General features: G+C 73.1%; 11 protein-coding genes. 9 read left to right on the forward strand and 2 right to left on the reverse strand.

What is annotated here, in order from left to right; genetic code table 11:
- The first annotated feature begins 174 nt into the window (after window positions 1-174).
- The 8 genes from ABD361_RS01445 (at window position 175) to ABD361_RS01480 (ending at window position 10659) form a co-directional block, all read left to right on the forward strand.
- Window positions 175-1833 (forward strand): hypothetical protein, encoded by a 1659-nt coding sequence (locus ABD361_RS01445; protein WP_344432726.1) that lies wholly within the window; start codon window positions 175-177, stop codon window positions 1831-1833.
- On the forward strand, window positions 1830-2366 hold the full coding sequence (locus tag ABD361_RS01450) for a hypothetical protein (protein WP_344432727.1): 537 nt from the start codon (window positions 1830-1832) through the stop codon (window positions 2364-2366). The genes ABD361_RS01445 and ABD361_RS01450 overlap by 4 nt, the downstream gene beginning before the upstream one ends.
- Before the next feature lie 13 nt (window positions 2367-2379).
- Window positions 2380-3198, forward strand: coding sequence for a hypothetical protein (locus ABD361_RS01455; RefSeq protein WP_344432728.1), 819 nt, complete (start codon window positions 2380-2382; stop codon window positions 3196-3198).
- A gap of 269 nt (window positions 3199-3467) precedes the next feature.
- Entirely contained in the window at window positions 3468-4976 is a 1509-nt protein-coding gene (locus ABD361_RS01460; RefSeq protein WP_344432729.1) for an aldehyde dehydrogenase family protein, read from the forward strand.
- Window positions 4977-5026: 50 nt separating this feature from the next.
- On the forward strand, window positions 5027-6559 hold the full coding sequence (locus ABD361_RS01465; RefSeq protein ID WP_344432730.1) for a GMC family oxidoreductase: 1533 nt from the start codon (window positions 5027-5029) through the stop codon (window positions 6557-6559).
- A gap of 50 nt (window positions 6560-6609) precedes the next feature.
- Window positions 6610-7725 (forward strand): quaternary amine ABC transporter ATP-binding protein, encoded by a 1116-nt coding sequence (locus tag ABD361_RS01470; protein ID WP_344432878.1) that lies wholly within the window; start codon window positions 6610-6612, stop codon window positions 7723-7725.
- Window positions 7722-9686, forward strand: a complete 1965-nt coding sequence (locus ABD361_RS01475) for an ABC transporter permease (RefSeq protein WP_344432731.1) — start codon at window positions 7722-7724, stop codon at window positions 9684-9686. Before ABD361_RS01470 ends, ABD361_RS01475 begins: the two co-directional genes overlap by 4 nt.
- A gap of 1 nt (window position 9687) precedes the next feature.
- Window positions 9688-10659 carry an ABC transporter substrate-binding protein gene (locus ABD361_RS01480; RefSeq protein ID WP_344432732.1) on the forward strand — a complete coding sequence of 324 codons (972 nt, stop codon included), beginning with the start codon at window positions 9688-9690 and terminating at the stop codon, window positions 10657-10659.
- A gap of 177 nt (window positions 10660-10836) precedes the next feature.
- Here ABD361_RS01480 and ABD361_RS01485 read toward each other — a convergent pair whose 3' ends face one another.
- Window positions 10837-11589, reverse strand: coding sequence for an isocitrate lyase/PEP mutase family protein (locus ABD361_RS01485; RefSeq protein WP_344432733.1), 753 nt, complete (start codon window positions 11587-11589; stop codon window positions 10837-10839).
- A gap of 144 nt (window positions 11590-11733) precedes the next feature.
- On the opposite strand from ABD361_RS01485, the gene ABD361_RS01490 reads away from it, so the two are divergent.
- Complete coding sequence (locus tag ABD361_RS01490) at window positions 11734-12117, forward strand: hypothetical protein (protein WP_344432734.1); 384 nt, start codon at window positions 11734-11736, stop codon at window positions 12115-12117.
- Window positions 12118-12121: 4 nt separating this feature from the next.
- Here ABD361_RS01490 and ABD361_RS01495 read toward each other — a convergent pair whose 3' ends face one another.
- The gene (locus tag ABD361_RS01495; protein ID WP_344432735.1) at window positions 12122-15541 is read right to left on the reverse strand and encodes a hypothetical protein; all 3420 of its coding nucleotides are present in this window, start codon (window positions 15539-15541) and stop codon (window positions 12122-12124) included.
- Window positions 15542-15586 lie beyond the last annotated feature (45 nt).

Consider the following 15586-nt stretch of genomic DNA (forward strand, 5'->3'; position numbering starts at 1 on the left):
GCCCCGACCGACCTCGTACGGGTGTCTCATGGTCACCCGTACGAGGCCGGTTTCCGGCCCGCCAATCGCCTCCCGACGGGGGCGGGGGCGGGCCTTCTGGCTTATTCTGGGTTCTTCCGAAAATGCGTCAACTCACTTTGTTCGAAGTGAAGTTCGACGGATCGGGGGATCGAAATGAGTCAATCCGCCCAGGAGTCCCCGACAGAGGCCACCCGGTTACTCTGCGCGGGGACGTACCTCGACATCGAGTTCCGCCGCCGCGTCATCGAAGAGCTGGTGGAGCATGAAGAAAGACCCACGGCCCCCTCGCTGGGCGTGGACGTGGTGCCGGTGCTCACCCACGCACTGCGCGCCCGCGGCCAGGACACCCTGACCGCCCTGTTCCTGCTGGCCCTGTGGGTGGCCTTCTTCGCCGTCGACCTCTCCACGGCGTCCCCGTCCTCCCAGGGAGTCGACCCCCTCACCGGCGCTCCCGTCGCCGAGGGCCCCGCCTTCCCGATCTGGTCGGGCGCCTACGCCCTGGTCTGTCTGATCCACTGGGGCGCCCACGCCGCCGCCGGCCGCGGCTCCGCCGCGTACGTCGTGGACAAGCGGACCCTGCGCCAGGCCCTCATCGGCAGCGGCGCCAACCGCGCCCTGCGCGCCCTGCTGCCGGTGGGCGTGCCGCTGATGACCCTCGCCTACTGGGTCGCCGCCTTCTGGGCGCTGGCCCAGGGCGCCCAGAACTGGGCGGCGATCGTCTTCCCGCTGCTGCTGGTGGTGCCCGTGTGGGCGCACCGGACGCGGGTCGCGGCCGTGATGCGCTCGGAGCTGAGCCGGCAGTCCTTCGCCACGGTGCCCAGGGCCTTCCCGGAGTCCGCGTACCACCGCAGGATCGCCCGGGCCATCGACCGCGAGCAGTACGCGGGCCTGACGATCTACGACCCCTCGCGGCCGTTCATCGGGATGGGCCGGCCGTACGAGCCCTGGTCCTTCGCGATGGAGCTCACCCGCAAGAAGGGCGCGCCCGGGGTCAATGGCGGCCCGGTGCCGCCGTTCACCGGCCGCACCGTCGTGGAGCTGATCCGGCCCCGGCTGGAGGGCCTGCGCCAGGCCGCCGCCGAGACCAGCCGGGACCGGCTGCGGGAGCTGGAGATCGACGAGTTCGTCTACCTGCCCGTCGGCCCGCAGCGGCCCGCCGTCTCCTACGACGAGCACACGGTGCAACGGCACCTGGCCGAGGCGGTCAACGAGGGCGGCGAGGCGCGCCGCTACTTCCTGCGGGTGCGCATCGGCGCGTGGGACGAGCAGGTCGTCGTCTCGGTCCTGGTCCGCGTGCACACCCAGGGCGGCATGCTCGTCCTGGAGGTGGTGCCGCACGTGCTGACGCCGGTGCGGCCGGAGTTCCGGGCGGTCGACGTGATCGCCGCGCGCGGCGACGACGACCTGCTGCGCGACGGCGTACGGGCGTTCCTGACGGCGCCCGCCGCCGGCTTCGCCTCCCTGGTGTCCACCGCGCGCTCGGCCGTCTCCGGCTTCCGTACCTGGCTGGCCGACCCCCGGCGGGCGGCGCCGGACGGACCGGCGACCTCGGTGCGCGAGCTCGCGGCGGCCCCGGACGTCTCCCTGTTCCAGGAGATGGACGTCAGCCGCTACGTGAAGACGGTCACCGACCGCATCGCCAGCGGGGTCCGGGCGGCGCTGCGCTCCCAGGGCTACGAGACCGACCAGTTCGAGCAGCAGATCGTGCAGATCAGCGAGGGCGGCATCTACATCGGTGCGATGAGCGGCGGCGCCGTCGCCCAGGGCGCCGGTGCCGAGGCCAAGCACCTCGCGGGAAGCGGGGGACGATGACGAGGGACGACAAGGACGAGGCCGAGGGCACCGGCCGCACGGGCGGCGGGGGCATCTCCATCGGATCGATCAGCGGCGGCGCGGTCGCCCAGGGCGAGCGCGCCAAGGCGGAGGACCGCTCCGAGCGCGTGGGCCAGCCGGAGGCACCGCCGGCCGGCGGTGCGGCGCCCGTGCCGCCGCCGGGAAACGGGGGGATGGCCGTCGGGGCGATGTCGGGCGGCGCCCTGGCGCAGGGCCGCGAGGCCCAGGCCACGGACGCCTCGCGGCAGCTGGTGACGGCCACGCCCGAACTGCTGGCCGCCGTCGCGCGGATGCGCGAGGAACTCGCGGTGCAGCAGCGCACCGCCGGTGACGGCCTCGACGAGGTCGACGCGGAACTGGCGGCCGTGCAGCGGGAGGCGGAGGTCGCCGGGCGGACGGGGCGCAGCCGGCTCGCCCGCCTGCGCACGCTCCTGACCAGCGGCGCCACGGCGGTCGGCGGCCTGGCGTCGCTGGCCGCCGTCGTCGAGGCGATCAGCCGCTTAGTGGCGTGAGGCGGCGAGGCACATGAGTTCCTTCTGGGACGCCGATCAGCAGAAGTGGGTCAGCCGGCCCTCCGACGGTACGGCGCCGTCGCACGACCCCGGCGACGAGCCGCCCTCCGGCGCCTCGCGCGCCTCGGTGCTGGCGGGCGCGCTGGCCGGGGTGGTGCTGGCCGGCGGCATCGGCACCGGCATCTGGGCGCTCGTCCACAACGGTGACGACGACAAGGGCGGCAGCACGAACCTCGTCACGCCCAGCGCGAGCCCGTGGCCGAGCCCGTCGCCGTCGTACACCTACGGTGGCACCTACGGCGGCACGTCGGGCGGCTACACCTACAACCCGTACCCCACGCCCACCTCCGGCATCTTCGGCTCGTCGGCCACGTCCGGCCCCGGGGCCCCGGCCGGTTTCGTCCGCACGGCGGACCCGTCCGGCTACCGCCTGGACGTGCCCACCGGCTGGCTGCGCAGCCAGCAGAAGACCAGCGTCTTCTACACCTCGCCCGGCGGCACCCGGCTCCTGCAGGTCTTCCCCTTCGACCCGCAGCGGGCCACGCCGTACGACTCGCTGGCGGAGTCCGAGACGTACATCTCGGGCTACAGCGGCTACCGCAAGAGCAGCCTGAGCCATGTCGTGGGCCCGGGCGACCCGGCGGAGCTGGAGTACACCTACGTCCAGCCCGACTCCACCACGCGCTACGTCGTCATGCGCGCCTACCGCGCGCCCGACGGCAACCAGTACGCCCTGCTCAGCGCCGGCCCGGACAGCGACCGCTCGGCGGTGCGCTCCGTGTACCGGGCGCTGGTGGACTCCTTCTGCCCGACGGGCCACTGCACGACGTGACCCTGCGCACCGGCCCGCCGCCGACCCCCGACGGGGCCGGCAGCGGGCCTTTTGTGTGACTTGTGCTGCGACTTGTGCGGCGCATCACTGCGCTTCCGGCTCCTGAGCTGCAAACCCGTGATCCCGAGTGACTCGGGTCACTCTTTGTCGAAGAAACGGCATAGCCCGTGGGCTTCTGGTTAGGGGCGTCCCGTTGCCGTCCCGGCCTTACCCCACGGGGCCGGGCCGGTGACGGGATCCGTTTTCCACCGGAAGGCAGTGAAGCAGTCATGTCGTCAACCGAGACCATCCACGTCGACGGGGTGTGGCGCTCCGCCGCGTCCGGCGCACGGCGGGAGGTGCTCGACCCGGCCGACGCCACGACGCTCGCCGTCGTCGCCGAGGGCGGCGTGGACGACACCGACGCCGCCGTGGCCGCGGCGGCCCGGGCGTTCGACGGCGGCGCCGGCGTCTGGCCGCGCACCCCGGTCGCCGAGCGGGCCGCCCTGCTGCGTCGCGTCGCGGACCTGCTGCAGCGCGACCGGGAGGAGATCGCGCTGGTCGAGAGCCGGGACACCGGCAAGACCCTGGAGGAGGGGCGCGTCGACGTCGACGACGTCACGGCCGCCTTCCGCTACTTCGCCGACCTCGTCGTGAACGAGGGCGGCGGCCGCGTCGTCGACGCCGGCTCCGACGAGGTGCACAGCGTCGTCGTGCACGAGCCCGTCGGCGTGTGCGCGCTCATCACCCCGTGGAACTACCCGCTGCTGCAGGCGAGTTGGAAGATCGCCCCGGCGCTGGCCGCGGGCAACACCTTCGTGATCAAGCCCAGCGAGGTCACCCCGCTGTCGACCGTGCACCTGGTGCGCCTGCTCGCCGAGGCCGGCCTGCCGGACGGTGTCGCCAACCTGGTCACGGGTGCCGGCGACCCCGTGGGCGCCCGCCTGGCCGAGCACCCCGACGTGGACCTGGTCTCCTTCACCGGCGGCCTCGCCAGCGGCGTCAAGGTCGCCCGGGCCGCGGCCCCGACCGTCAAGAAGGTCGCCCTCGAACTCGGCGGCAAGAACCCCAACGTCGTCTTCGCCGACGCCTGCGCCACCGACGAGGGCTTCGACACCGCCGTCGACCAGGCCCTCAACGCCGCCTTCATCCACAGCGGCCAGGTCTGCTCGGCCGGCGCCCGCCTCATCATCGAGGAGTCGGTGCGCGAGCGCTTCGTCGCCGAACTCGCCCGCCGCGCCGAGAAGATCAGGCTCGGCCGCGGCACCGAGAAGGGCGTCGAGTGCGGCCCGCTGGTCTCCGCCCAGCAGCTCGCCAAGGTCGAGGCGTACGTCGCCTCCGCCCTCGCCGAGGGCGCCGTGCTGCGCTGCGGCGGCCGCCGCCCCGAGCCGAGCGACGTGCGCCCCGAGGGCGGCTACTTCTACTCCCCGACGGTCCTCGACCTGTGCCACGGAGCAATGACGGTGGTACGCGAGGAGACCTTCGGCCCGATCCTCACCGTGGAGACCTTCCACACCGAGGACGAGGCCGTGGCCCTGGCCAACGACACCGAGTACGGGCTGGCGGGCGCCGTGTGGACCGCGGACGCGGGCCGCGCGCGGCGCGTGGCCGGCCGGATGCGGCACGGCACCGTGTGGATCAACGACTACCACCCCTACCTGCCGCAGGCGGAGTGGGGCGGCTTCGGCCGCTCCGGCACCGGCCGCGAGCTGGGGCCGGCGGGTCTGGCGGAGTACCGCGAGGCCAAGCACGTCTACCAGAACCTCGCCCCCAAGCCGGTGCGCTGGTTCGCGGGCTAGAGGGCCTGCCACCCCCGTACCCGTACGCAGGACAAGGAGTTCACCCCCCCATGCCCGTTTACGACTACGTCGTCATCGGCGGCGGCACCGCCGGCTCCGTCATCGCCTCCCGCCTCACCGAGGACCCCGACGTCACCGTCGCCGTCATCGAGGGCGGCCCCTCCGACGTCGACCGCGAGGACGTCCTGACCCTGCGCCGCTGGCTCGGCCTGCTCGGCGGCGACCTCGACTACGACTACCCCACCGTCGAACAGCCCCGCGGCAACAGCCACATCCGGCACAGCCGCGCCCGCGTGCTCGGCGGCTGCTCCTCGCACAACACCCTCATCTCCTTCAAGCCGCTGCCCGGCGACTGGAACGAGTGGGCCGAGGCCGGCGCCGAGGGCTGGGACGCGGAGTCCATGGACCCCTACTTCGCCCGGCTGCGCAACAACATCGTCCCCGTGGACGAGAAGGACCGCAACGCCATCGCCCGCGACTTCGTCGAGGCCGCCGGCAAGGCCGCGGACGTCCCCCGTATCGAGGGCTTCAACCGCAAGCCCTTCCACGAGGGCGTCGGCTTCTTCGACCTCGCCTACCACCCGGAGAACAACAAGCGCTCCTCCGCCTCCGTCGCCTACCTCCACCCCTTCCTCGACCGCCCCAACCTCCACCTGATGCTGGAGACCTGGGCGTACCGGCTGGAGCTGGAGGGCACCCGCGCCAAGGGCGTGCACGTGCGCACCAAGGACGGCGAGGAGGTGTACGTCGAGGCGGCGCGCGAGGTGCTGGTGTGCGCCGGCGCCGTCGACACCCCCCGGCTGCTGATGCTCTCCGGCATAGGCCCCAAGGCAGACCTGGAGGCGCTGGGCATACCCGTCGTCCACGACCTGCCGGGCGTCGGCGAGAACCTGCTCGACCACCCCGAGTCGGTCATCGTCTGGGAGACCGACGGCCCGATCCCCGAGAACTCCGCGATGGACTCCGACGCGGGCCTGTTCGTCCGGCGGGACCCGGCCGCGAACGGCCCGGACCTGATGTTCCACTTCTACCAGATCCCCTTCACCGACAACCCCGAGCGCCTGGGCTACGAGAAGCCCGCGCACGGCGTGTCGATGACCCCCAACATCCCCAAGCCGCGCAGCCGCGGCCGGCTCTACCTCACCAGCGCCGACCCCTCCGTCAAGCCCGCCCTCGACTTCCGCTACTTCACGGACGAGGAGGACTACGACGCCCGCACCCTCGTCGACGGCATCAAGCTCGCCCGCGAGATCGCGCGGACCGAGCCGCTGGCCGGCTGGCTCAAGCGCGAGGTCTGCCCCGGCCCGGACGTCACGACGGACGAGGCGATCAGCGAGTACGCCCGCAAGGTCGCCCACACCGTCTACCACCCGGCCGGCACCTGCCGCATGGGCGCGGTGACCGACGAGACGGCCGTCGTCGACCCGCAGCTGCGCATCCGCGGCCTGGAGGGCATCCGCATCGCCGACGCCTCCGTCTTCCCGACGATGCCGGCCGTCAACCCGATGATCGGCGTGCTGATGGTGGGGGAGAAGTGCGTCGACCTGCTTGCCCAGGCCCCCGAGAAGGAGGTGACACGGTGAACGCCTCCGCGCCCGCGTCCACGCCCGTGACCGCGCCCGTTTCCGCGCCCGTGACCTCGTCCGAGCAGGGCACGGCCGCCGCCGGCACGGCGGCCGCACCGCCCGTCTTCTCCGTCCGCAACCTGTGGAAGGTCTTCGGCCCCAAGGCCGAACGCGTCCCCGGCGGCCCGCTCGCCGAACTCGACGCGCAGGCCCTGCGCGAGCGCACCGGCTGCACGGTGGCCGTGCGCGACGTCTCCTTCGACGTCCGCCCCGGCGAATGCTTCGTCGTCATGGGCCTGTCCGGCTCCGGCAAGTCCACCCTCGTCCGCTGCCTGACCCGGCTCATCGAGCCCACCAGCGGCACCATCGCCATCGACGGCGAGGACGTGCGCGGCATGGACAAGGGCGCCCTGCGCGACCTGCGCCGGCACCGCGCCGCCATGGTCTTCCAGCACTTCGGCCTGCTGCCCCACCGCAGCGTCCTCGACAACGTCGCCTACGGCCTGGAGATCCAGGGCATGGCCAAGGCCGAACGCCGCGCCAAGGCCGCCGAGATGGTCGGAAAGGTCGGCCTGGAGGGCCTGGAGGCCCGCCGCCCCGGCCAGCTCTCCGGCGGCCAGCAGCAGCGCGTCGGCCTGGCCCGCGCCCTGGCCGCCGACCCCGAAGTGCTGCTGTTCGACGAGCCGTTCAGCGCACTCGACCCGCTGATCCGCCGCGACATGCAGGACGAGGTCGTCCGCCTCAACCGCGACGAGGGCCGCACCATGGTCTTCATCACCCACGACCTCGGCGAGGCCCTGCGCGTCGGCGACCGCATCGCCCTCATGCGCGGCGGCCGCGTCGTGCAGTGCGGAACCCCCGAGGAGATCGTCGGCTCGCCCGCCGACGACTACGTCCGCGACTTCGTCCGCGACGTGCCGCGCGAGCAGGTCCTGACCGTACGCCGCGCCATGCGGGCCGCCCTGCCGGGCGAGGCCGACACCGGCCCCGCCGTGGGCCCCGAGACCACCGTGGCCGACGCCATCGAGGCCGTCGCCCGCACCGGCTCGGCCGCGCGCGTCATGGACGGCAGGCGCTGCCTCGGCGTCGTCGACCACCGAGGTCTGCTGGGGGTGGTGGCCGGACTCGACGCGCCCGGACCCGACGCACCCGGCGAGGAGGCCCCCGGGAGGGCCGCGGCGTGAGTACCGTGCCGGTGACCGTCCCGGCTTCCCCCCGACCACGAACCGCCCTCCTGCGCACCCTGCTGCTGCCGGCAGCCGCGGCGACCGTCTTCGCCGCCCTCGCCGCCTGGCGCTACGGCAGCGGCAGCTGGCCCGGCGCACTGACCGCCGACTTCAGCGGCGCGCTCGGCCGGACCAACGACTGGATCATCGACAACCGCGACAGCCACTGGCTGTTCCTGTACTTCTTCGGGCACATCAGCAACGCCGTCATCACGGCGGTACGGGCGGTGTACGTCGTCCTGCTCGCCCTCGGCTGGGCCGGCGTCACCGCCGCCGCCACCCTGCTCTCCTGGCGGCTCGCCGGCCGCCGCGCCGGGCTGACCGCACTCGCCTCCTTCGCGGTGTGCGGCGCCCTCGGCATGTGGGTGCCCACCATGCGCACCCTCGCCCTCATGGTCGTCGCCGTCGCCCTGTCCCTCGTGGTCGGCGCCCTCCTGGGCCTGGCCGCCGGCCTCTCGGACCGCACCCACCGCGCCCTGCGCCCGGTCCTCGACACCATGCAGGCCCTGCCCGCCTTCGCCTACCTGCTGCCCGTCGTCCTCGTCTTCGGCATCGGCGTCGCCCCGGCCGTCCTCGCCACCGTCGTCTACGCCGCCCCGCCGATGGCCCGCCTGACGGCACTGGGCCTGCGCAGCACGGACAAGGGCGTCCTCGAAGCCGTCGACTCCCTCGGCGCCACCGGCCGCCAGCGCCTGCTGACCGCCCGCCTGCCCCTGGCCCGCCGCGAACTGCTGCTGGGCGTCAACCAGACGATCATGATGGCCCTGTCCATGGCCGTCATCGCCTCCGTCATCGGCGCCGACGGCCTGGGTGACCGCGTCTACCAGGCCCTCTCCACGGTCGACGTGGGCAGCGCCCTGGCAGCAGGCATCCCGATAGTCCTCCTGGCAATCGTCCTCGACCGGGCTGTGGGCGGCGACCGCCGCCGGTTGTGGGCAGGCGTTCCGCAGGGCGGAACGGGTGGGCACAACCGGCCACCGGGCCGCACCCGGGCTCGAACCGTCGCCTGGACGGCGCTGGCCGCAGCAGCGGTACTTCTCGGCCACTTCGCCGGCACGGCCTGGCCGGAATCCTGGACGGTGGACATCACGGTTCCCGTGAACACCGCCAAGGACTGGATGGTCACCCACCTCTACAACGGCATCCCCGGCATCGGCGGCACTGCGGACCTCGCCGCCCACTACACCGCCTGGTGCGTGGACCCCCTCCGGGACGCCCTCCAGGCCCTCCCGTGGTGGGCCGCCCTGATCCTCGTCGCTGTCCTCGCCCGCCTGATCGGTACGTGGCGTACGACGCTGACCGCCGTCCTCGCCCTGGCGGCGATCGGCGTGCTGGGCCGCTGGGACCCGGCAATGGACACCCTCTCCCAGGTCCTGGCGGCGGTGGCGGTCACCTTGGTCCTCGGTTTCGCCGTGGCCGTTGCCGCGGCCCGCAGCGACCGCGTGGAGCGCTGGCTGCGGCCGGTCCTGGACGTCTTCCAGACGATGCCGCAGTTCGTGTACCTGATCCCCGTCGTCGCCCTCTTCGGCGTCGGCCGGGCCCCGGCGGCCGCGGCCGCGATCGTGTACGCGCTGCCGGCGGTGGTCCGCATCGTCGGCCAGGGCCTGCGCCAGGTGGACGCGGGCGCCCTGGAGTCGGCGCGCTCGCTCGGCGCGACGGGCGGGCAGCAGCTGCGCCAGGTGCAGTTCCCGCTGGCGCGCCCGCAGCTGCTGCTGGCCGTGAACCAGGCCGTCGTCCTCGTCCTGTCCGTGGTGATCATCGGCGCCCTCGTGGGCGGCGGCGCGCTCGGCTACGACGTCGTCTTCGGCCTCGCCCAGGGCGACCTGGCCACCGGCCTGACGGCGGGTGTGGCCATCGCCTGCCTGGGCCTGGTGCTGGACAGGGTGACGCAGCCGACGAAGGCGAAGGAGGCGCAGTGACATGAAGCGCACACGATGGACGATCGCCGCGGCGACCGTGGCCGCCCTGGCCACGGCCACCGGCTGCGGCGCCGCCGACATGACCAAGCAGGCGTCCCCGTACGCGAACGCGGCGGGTGCGAAGACCGTCACCCTCTCCGTGCAGTCCTGGGTCGGCGCCCGCGCGAACGCGTCGGTTGCCAAGTACTTGCTGGAGAAGGAGCTGGGCTACCGCGTCGACACCGTCCAGGTGGACGAGGTCCCGGCGTGGGACGCGCTCAGCCAGGGCCGCGTGGACGCGATCCTGGAGGACTGGGGCCACCCGGACCAGGTCGAGCGCTACGTGAAGGACAAGAAGACCGTCACCGACGGCGGCGACCTGGGCGTGACCGGCCACATCGGCTGGTGGGTGCCCAAGTACTTCGCGGACGCCCACCCCGACGTCCTGGACTGGAAGAACCTCAACAAGTACGCCTCTTCCCTGCGCACCCCCGAAAGCGGCGGCAAGGGCCAGCTCCTGGACGGCTCGCCGTCCTACGTCACCAACGACAAGGCGCTGGTGAAGAACCTCAAGCTGGACTACGGGATCGTCTTCGCGGGCTCGGAGGCGGCGCAGATCACGCAGATCAAGCAGTTCGCGAAGGAGAAGCGCCCCTTCCTGACGTACTGGTACGAGCCGCAGTGGCTCTTCAACGAGGTTCCGCTGGTGGAGGTGAAACTCCCCCCGCACACGCAGGAGTGCGAGAAGAAGGGCACGGCCGACCCCTCGACGATCGACTGCGCCTACCCGACGACGTCCCTGAAGAAGTACCTCAACACCGACTTCGCGAAGAAGGGCGGCGACGCGGCACGCTTCCTGCGCAACTTCCACTGGACGAAGTCCGACCAGAACGAGGTCGCACAAATGATCGCGGAGGAAAAACTCTCCCCGGAAACGGCGGCAAAGCGCTGGGTGGACCGCCACCGCGACGTCTGGCAGCGCTGGCTGCCGTAGGGCCCGCCCCGTCAGGGGCGCGGGGAACTGCGCGACAGCCCCGACGCACCCGCAGATCGACACTGCCCCGCGCCCCTGGCGGGGCGCTGCACGATCCACCGGCAGCACCACCCCGGGGTCCGGGGCGGAGCCCCGGTTTCGGGAAGGGGTGGGGTGGGGGAAAGCCCCGCAGGGCGGCTAACCCGCCGACCCCAGCCGGCCCGCGATCGCCTCGACGGCACCCATCGCCTCCCGGTGCAGCCCACCCCCGAACGTCACGCGCGCGGCCCCCAGCGCCCCGAGCTCCCGGGGCGTGGGCCCGCCGCGCACGGCGAGGGCGTTGACGGGCGCGTCGAGGCCCGCCGCCAGGGCGGCAAGCGCCTCGCCCGGCGCGAGGATGGGGTACACGCAATCGGCCCCGGCGGCAACGTACAACCGCCCGCGCCCCAGCGCAGGTTCGACATCGTCCGCGCCCTTCAGAAACGTGTCGACGCGCGCATTGATCACCAGCGCATCCCCCGCCTCGGCCCGCACGGCCGCCAGCCAATCGGCCTGCTCCTGCGGCTCCTTGAGCCGCCCCGTACCGCGTTCGGTGTCCTCCAGGTTGCAGCCGACGGCGCCGGTGGCGAGCAGCCGGTCGACGAATTCGCGGGCGGGCAGCCCGTAGCCGTCCTCGACGTCGGCGGAGACGGCGATGCCGTCCGCGGCCACGGCCCGGACGATCCGGGCGACCGCCGCGAACATCTCGTCCGCCGGCGCGCTTCCGTCCGCGTACCCGAGCGAAGCCGAGACCCCCGCGCTCGGCGTCGCCAGGGCACGGAAGCCGGCGTCCGCGAAGATGCGGGCGGTGGCCGCGTCCCACGGGCCGGGGAGGACGAGGGGCCCCTCGGGCCCTTGCGGGTCGCGGTGGTGCAGCGCGCGGAACGCCGCCGCGCGGTCAGTCGTGGTCATGGCTCGACCGTATGCCGGGCGGGGCCCGCTCCCGTGGGCCACTTCCGTACGGGATTCCCGGGCCACTCCTGCCCCTTGGGGATCCGCGCGGATTGCGCAAACATGTTCCTCGTCCATCGGTTCGCCTCTTCGAGGGGGTAGCCCGTGAACGTCATCCGCAGAGCAGCCGTCGCCGGTGCCTTCGCCGCCGCGCTCGTGTCCGTCGCGGGACCGGCGGCCGCCCCGGCCTCCGCGGCCACCGGCGGGACGTCCGTGGCCGTGCCGGGCAGGTACACCATGGACGTCGGCAGCAACATCCGCGGCGACCACAAGCTCAACAGCCACATCTACGGCGTCGCCGGCCGGGGCGCCTACATCGACGTGGAGTGCTGGGCCCGCGGCGACGACGTGAACACCGGCAGGCACCACACCAACGTCTGGTACACCGGCGGCGTCTGGACCGGCTCCCGGTACCTGGACGACGTCTGGGTCTGGGGCGGCAACGTCGACACCCCGCACGACCCGCCGGGCGGCATGGCGCACTGCTGAGCACCTAATCGGTGACCCGGGGCACCCGCCAGACGCGGACGGTTCCGTCGGAACCTGCCGTGGCGAGCAGACGGGTGTCCCGGGAGAAGGCGACGCGGCTGATCACTCCGGTGTGACCGAGGAGGGGGCGGCCCAAGGCGGTGCCGTCGGCCGTGTTCCACAGGTGAATGCCACTGTCGTGGTCGGACATGGCGAGCACGCCTCCGTCGTCGCTCAGGGCCTGGAGCAATCCGGGACAGGCGAAGGTGGAGCCGTCGTCCCCCTTGGCCGTGTGCACCACTGCGATCGCTTTGTGGTCATCCCGGGCTGTGTACGCCATCACTTTGCCGTCGCTGCTGAACACTGCCTCGGCGGCCCGCCGGACGATACGGGTGCGGCCCGTGACGCCGTTCCACAGCAGGACGGACGGATAGCCGGCTTCGGTCGGGTTCAGCTCGGCGCCGACCGTTGCGTTCTCGCCGACCCACAGACGGCCGGTGGGAGCGCCGGGCACGCGTGTCCGATCGACGATGCGCCGGGTCCCGGTGTCCCACAGGATGATCTCCGACCCGTCCTCGGCGGCCACGGCGAGGTAGCGCCCGTCGCGGCTGAGCGTCGAATACGGGGCATTCGCGAGGGAGGGACCGTCGGACCAGCTGCGCTCGACCGCATCCCAGATCATGGTCGTGTCATTGGTCCCGGTGACGGCGAGGAACCGCCCGTCACCGCTGATGGCGCCGGGTCCGTTCCAGGAACCGAGCTGGTGCGGTGCACGGCCCACAGGGAGGTCCCAGTGGACGACCCGTTGCTGACCGGTTTTGTAGTCGGTGAGGACGGCCCCGATTCCGTGGTTATCCGCGGTCGGCGCAACGTCGAGTACGGAGTATCGCCCGCCCACGGTGGCGATGGTGCGGCCCTGCGCCTGCGCCCATGTGCACAGGCCGACGACTCCATGCTCCGTCCCGATGGCGAGGGTCTGGCTGTCATGTCCGAAACGCAGGGACTGGGTGAGGCCCAGGTCCCGCGGGGCGTCGATGACGTCACTGGTGATCACTGCCAGCGATTCGTCCGCCGGCAGCGCCTTCGTGACGCCCACGAGGACGCCCCCGGCGGCCGTAGCCGCCGCTCCCACCAGCACCCGTCGACGCGTCGGTGAGGCCGAGGGTGTGGTGGGCGCCCCGTCGCCGACCCGACCGGCGAGCTGTTCCTGCAGCCGGATGTGGCGGAACTGGTAGGTGCCCCCCGACTGCCGGAGCAGCCCCCGCGCTCGCGCGTCGGACAGAAAGGCCATCAGGTGCCACGGCAGACACCCCCGCAACGCCAGCACCGCCCGGGCGATCAGGAAGCGCATCCAGGCCCTGCTGAGCAGGATCAGCAGAAAGACGACCAGGCCGGGCAGGACGAAGGCCAGCCCGAACACGATCGAGCTTCCGCCCTCCTTCGGCAGTTCGGACATGATGTCGTCGTAGCTCTTCCCGGTGAGGTACCAGGGCGACGGTCGGCCGGGCCAGGCGGACCAGTGGGTCGTGAACTGCACGCCCAGCAGGCCGAGGGCCATCCCCACCACCAGGGCGAGGAGCGTCGTCGCGCCGGCCACGGTGCCCGCGGCCAGCGCGCCGATCATCGAGGACCGGCGGTCGAGCCGTACGAAGGCCGGGGGGCTGGCCTTGGCCGAGCGGCTGGGCGGTGCGTCGAGCCAGTGGTGCACGGCCATGGCCAGTCCGAGCGCGGTGGCCAGCGTCAGGCTGGCGGTGACGGCCATGACGAACAACTCGGTGTGGGCGAGCGGCCAGTCGCCGTCGAGTGAGAGGAACACCCACAGTCCCACCAGGAACGGCACGGTCGGCACCGCGACAAGTGCCGCGCCAGTGGCGAAGCCCCGGCGCAGCCGTCCCAGGGAGCCCCGGACCGCGAGCGACAACCGGCCCGGCGGGCGGCCTGCCGTCGCGTACCAGATGATGGTGGCCACCACCGCGAATCCGCCGCCGATCGCGGCACCGAACAGCAGGGCTCCCTTCAGGGCCACGTGGGAACCGAAGGCCGCCGCCCACGCCAGCGCCCCCACCATCAGCACCGCACCGATCCCGATGCCGATCCCCGGCGCCACCCAGGGCGACAGCAGTCGCTGGCTCATCAGCCACCACGCGAGGTCCCGTTCGCGGTGCCGGTGGAGGTACTCGGCGAGGAAGGTGAGCCAGCGCCTCGCGCGGTCGGCGTCCCAGCGGGGTTCGGTGTCGGCGGCCGGCTCGCCCGACGGCAGCCGCTCCGGCTCGTACGCCGCGTCGATCACGCGCCCCAGGACGTAGTCCTCGACGGCGTGCCGGCAGTCGAAGCGCTCGCCGTCGAGAAGGTCGCGCGGGGCGCCGCCGCCCCGCTGGTAGACGAGGCGGGTCAGCGAGACCATCAGCGGCGTGGACAGGGCCGCGGTGACGGCGCTGTCCGCCGTGTCGTTCTGCCGCAGGTGGGCGAAGACCGGGGTCCAGTCCGTGCCGGCCGGCCAGTCGACGTCCGACAGGTAGGCGATGACGTCCTCGACGCCGACGGGCTCGACCTCGACCACCGGCGCCCGCCGCAGTACCGGCGCGCCGCCCTCGATCACGTCCTCGTACTCGGCCGAGCGGCAGGTGACCACGATCGGCCGGTCGCCGCCCAGGGCGCGGTTGATCGACCGGATCGCGCTGCGGCGGGCGGACTCGGGGATCTCGTCCAGGCCGTCGAGGATGGGCAGCAGCAGTCCGCGTTCCAGCAGCGTGCGCGGCATCTCCTCGCGACCGCTGTAGTACGAGGCGGCCAGGGCCTGCACGATCCAGTCGTCGAGCCGCTCGCGCACCGGGTCCCAGGACGAGGCGGCCAGCAGCACCGGCACCGGGCCGCCGTCGCTGCGGGCCCGCAGCAGGCCGAGGGTGAGCAGGATGGCCAGCACGGTCTTGCCGGCGCCCGGTTCGCCGAGGACCACGAGCCGGCCGCTGGGCACCCTGGCGTACCCCTCGGCCAGTTGCGCCGTGGCCGCGTCGAACCTTCCGTCGAGCCGGCCGTCGAGCCGCAGCCGCAGGATGGTGCCCGCCGTGGTGCTGCCGGTGACCCGCTCCGGCGTGTCCGAGACCGCCCGCGCACTGGCCCGCCAGCTCAGGGGCAGCACCCGCGGATCGCGCAGGCTCCGCGCCGTGGCCTCCTCCGACCACTGGTCGCGGACCGTGCCGGCGAGGTCGTCCGCGATGGAGGCGGGGTCGCCCGGCGCCTCCTCGGGACGGAAGTAGTCGGCGAGGGCCACGGCCAGCGAGGCGACGGAGACGAGGAGACCGGGGACGGCGATCAGGCGCTCGGCGTCCTGGAGGTGCCCGGCGTACAGCCACACGGCGAACCCCGCGCTCGCCAGGCCGATACCGGTCAGCAGCACGTCGCGCAGCACGCGCCGGCGCGGCACCCGGGGTGGGGGACGGAACATGGTCCCATCGTGGGCGGCGACTTCGGGCCCGAGCCTCGCTCCGTG

The organism is Streptomyces luteosporeus (genome assembly GCF_039532865.1).
Taxonomy (GTDB): domain Bacteria; phylum Actinomycetota; class Actinomycetes; order Streptomycetales; family Streptomycetaceae; genus Streptomyces; species Streptomyces luteosporeus.

Coding starts and splice junctions, on each gene's coding strand:
- ABD361_RS01445 (WP_344432726.1), top strand. CDS start 175: ATGAGTCAATCCGCCCAGGAGTCCCCGACAGAGGCCACCCGGTTACTC.
- ABD361_RS01450 (WP_344432727.1), top strand. CDS start 1,830: ATGACGAGGGACGACAAGGACGAGGCCGAGGGCACCGGCCGCACGGGC.
- ABD361_RS01455 (WP_344432728.1), top strand. CDS start 2,380: ATGAGTTCCTTCTGGGACGCCGATCAGCAGAAGTGGGTCAGCCGGCCC.
- ABD361_RS01460 (WP_344432729.1), top strand. CDS start 3,468: ATGTCGTCAACCGAGACCATCCACGTCGACGGGGTGTGGCGCTCCGCC.
- ABD361_RS01465 (WP_344432730.1), top strand. CDS start 5,027: ATGCCCGTTTACGACTACGTCGTCATCGGCGGCGGCACCGCCGGCTCC.
- ABD361_RS01480 (WP_344432732.1), top strand. CDS start 9,688: ATGAAGCGCACACGATGGACGATCGCCGCGGCGACCGTGGCCGCCCTG.
- ABD361_RS01485 (WP_344432733.1), bottom strand. CDS start 11,589: ATGACCACGACTGACCGCGCGGCGGCGTTCCGCGCGCTGCACCACCGC.
- ABD361_RS01495 (WP_344432735.1), bottom strand. CDS start 15,541: ATGTTCCGTCCCCCACCCCGGGTGCCGCGCCGGCGCGTGCTGCGCGAC.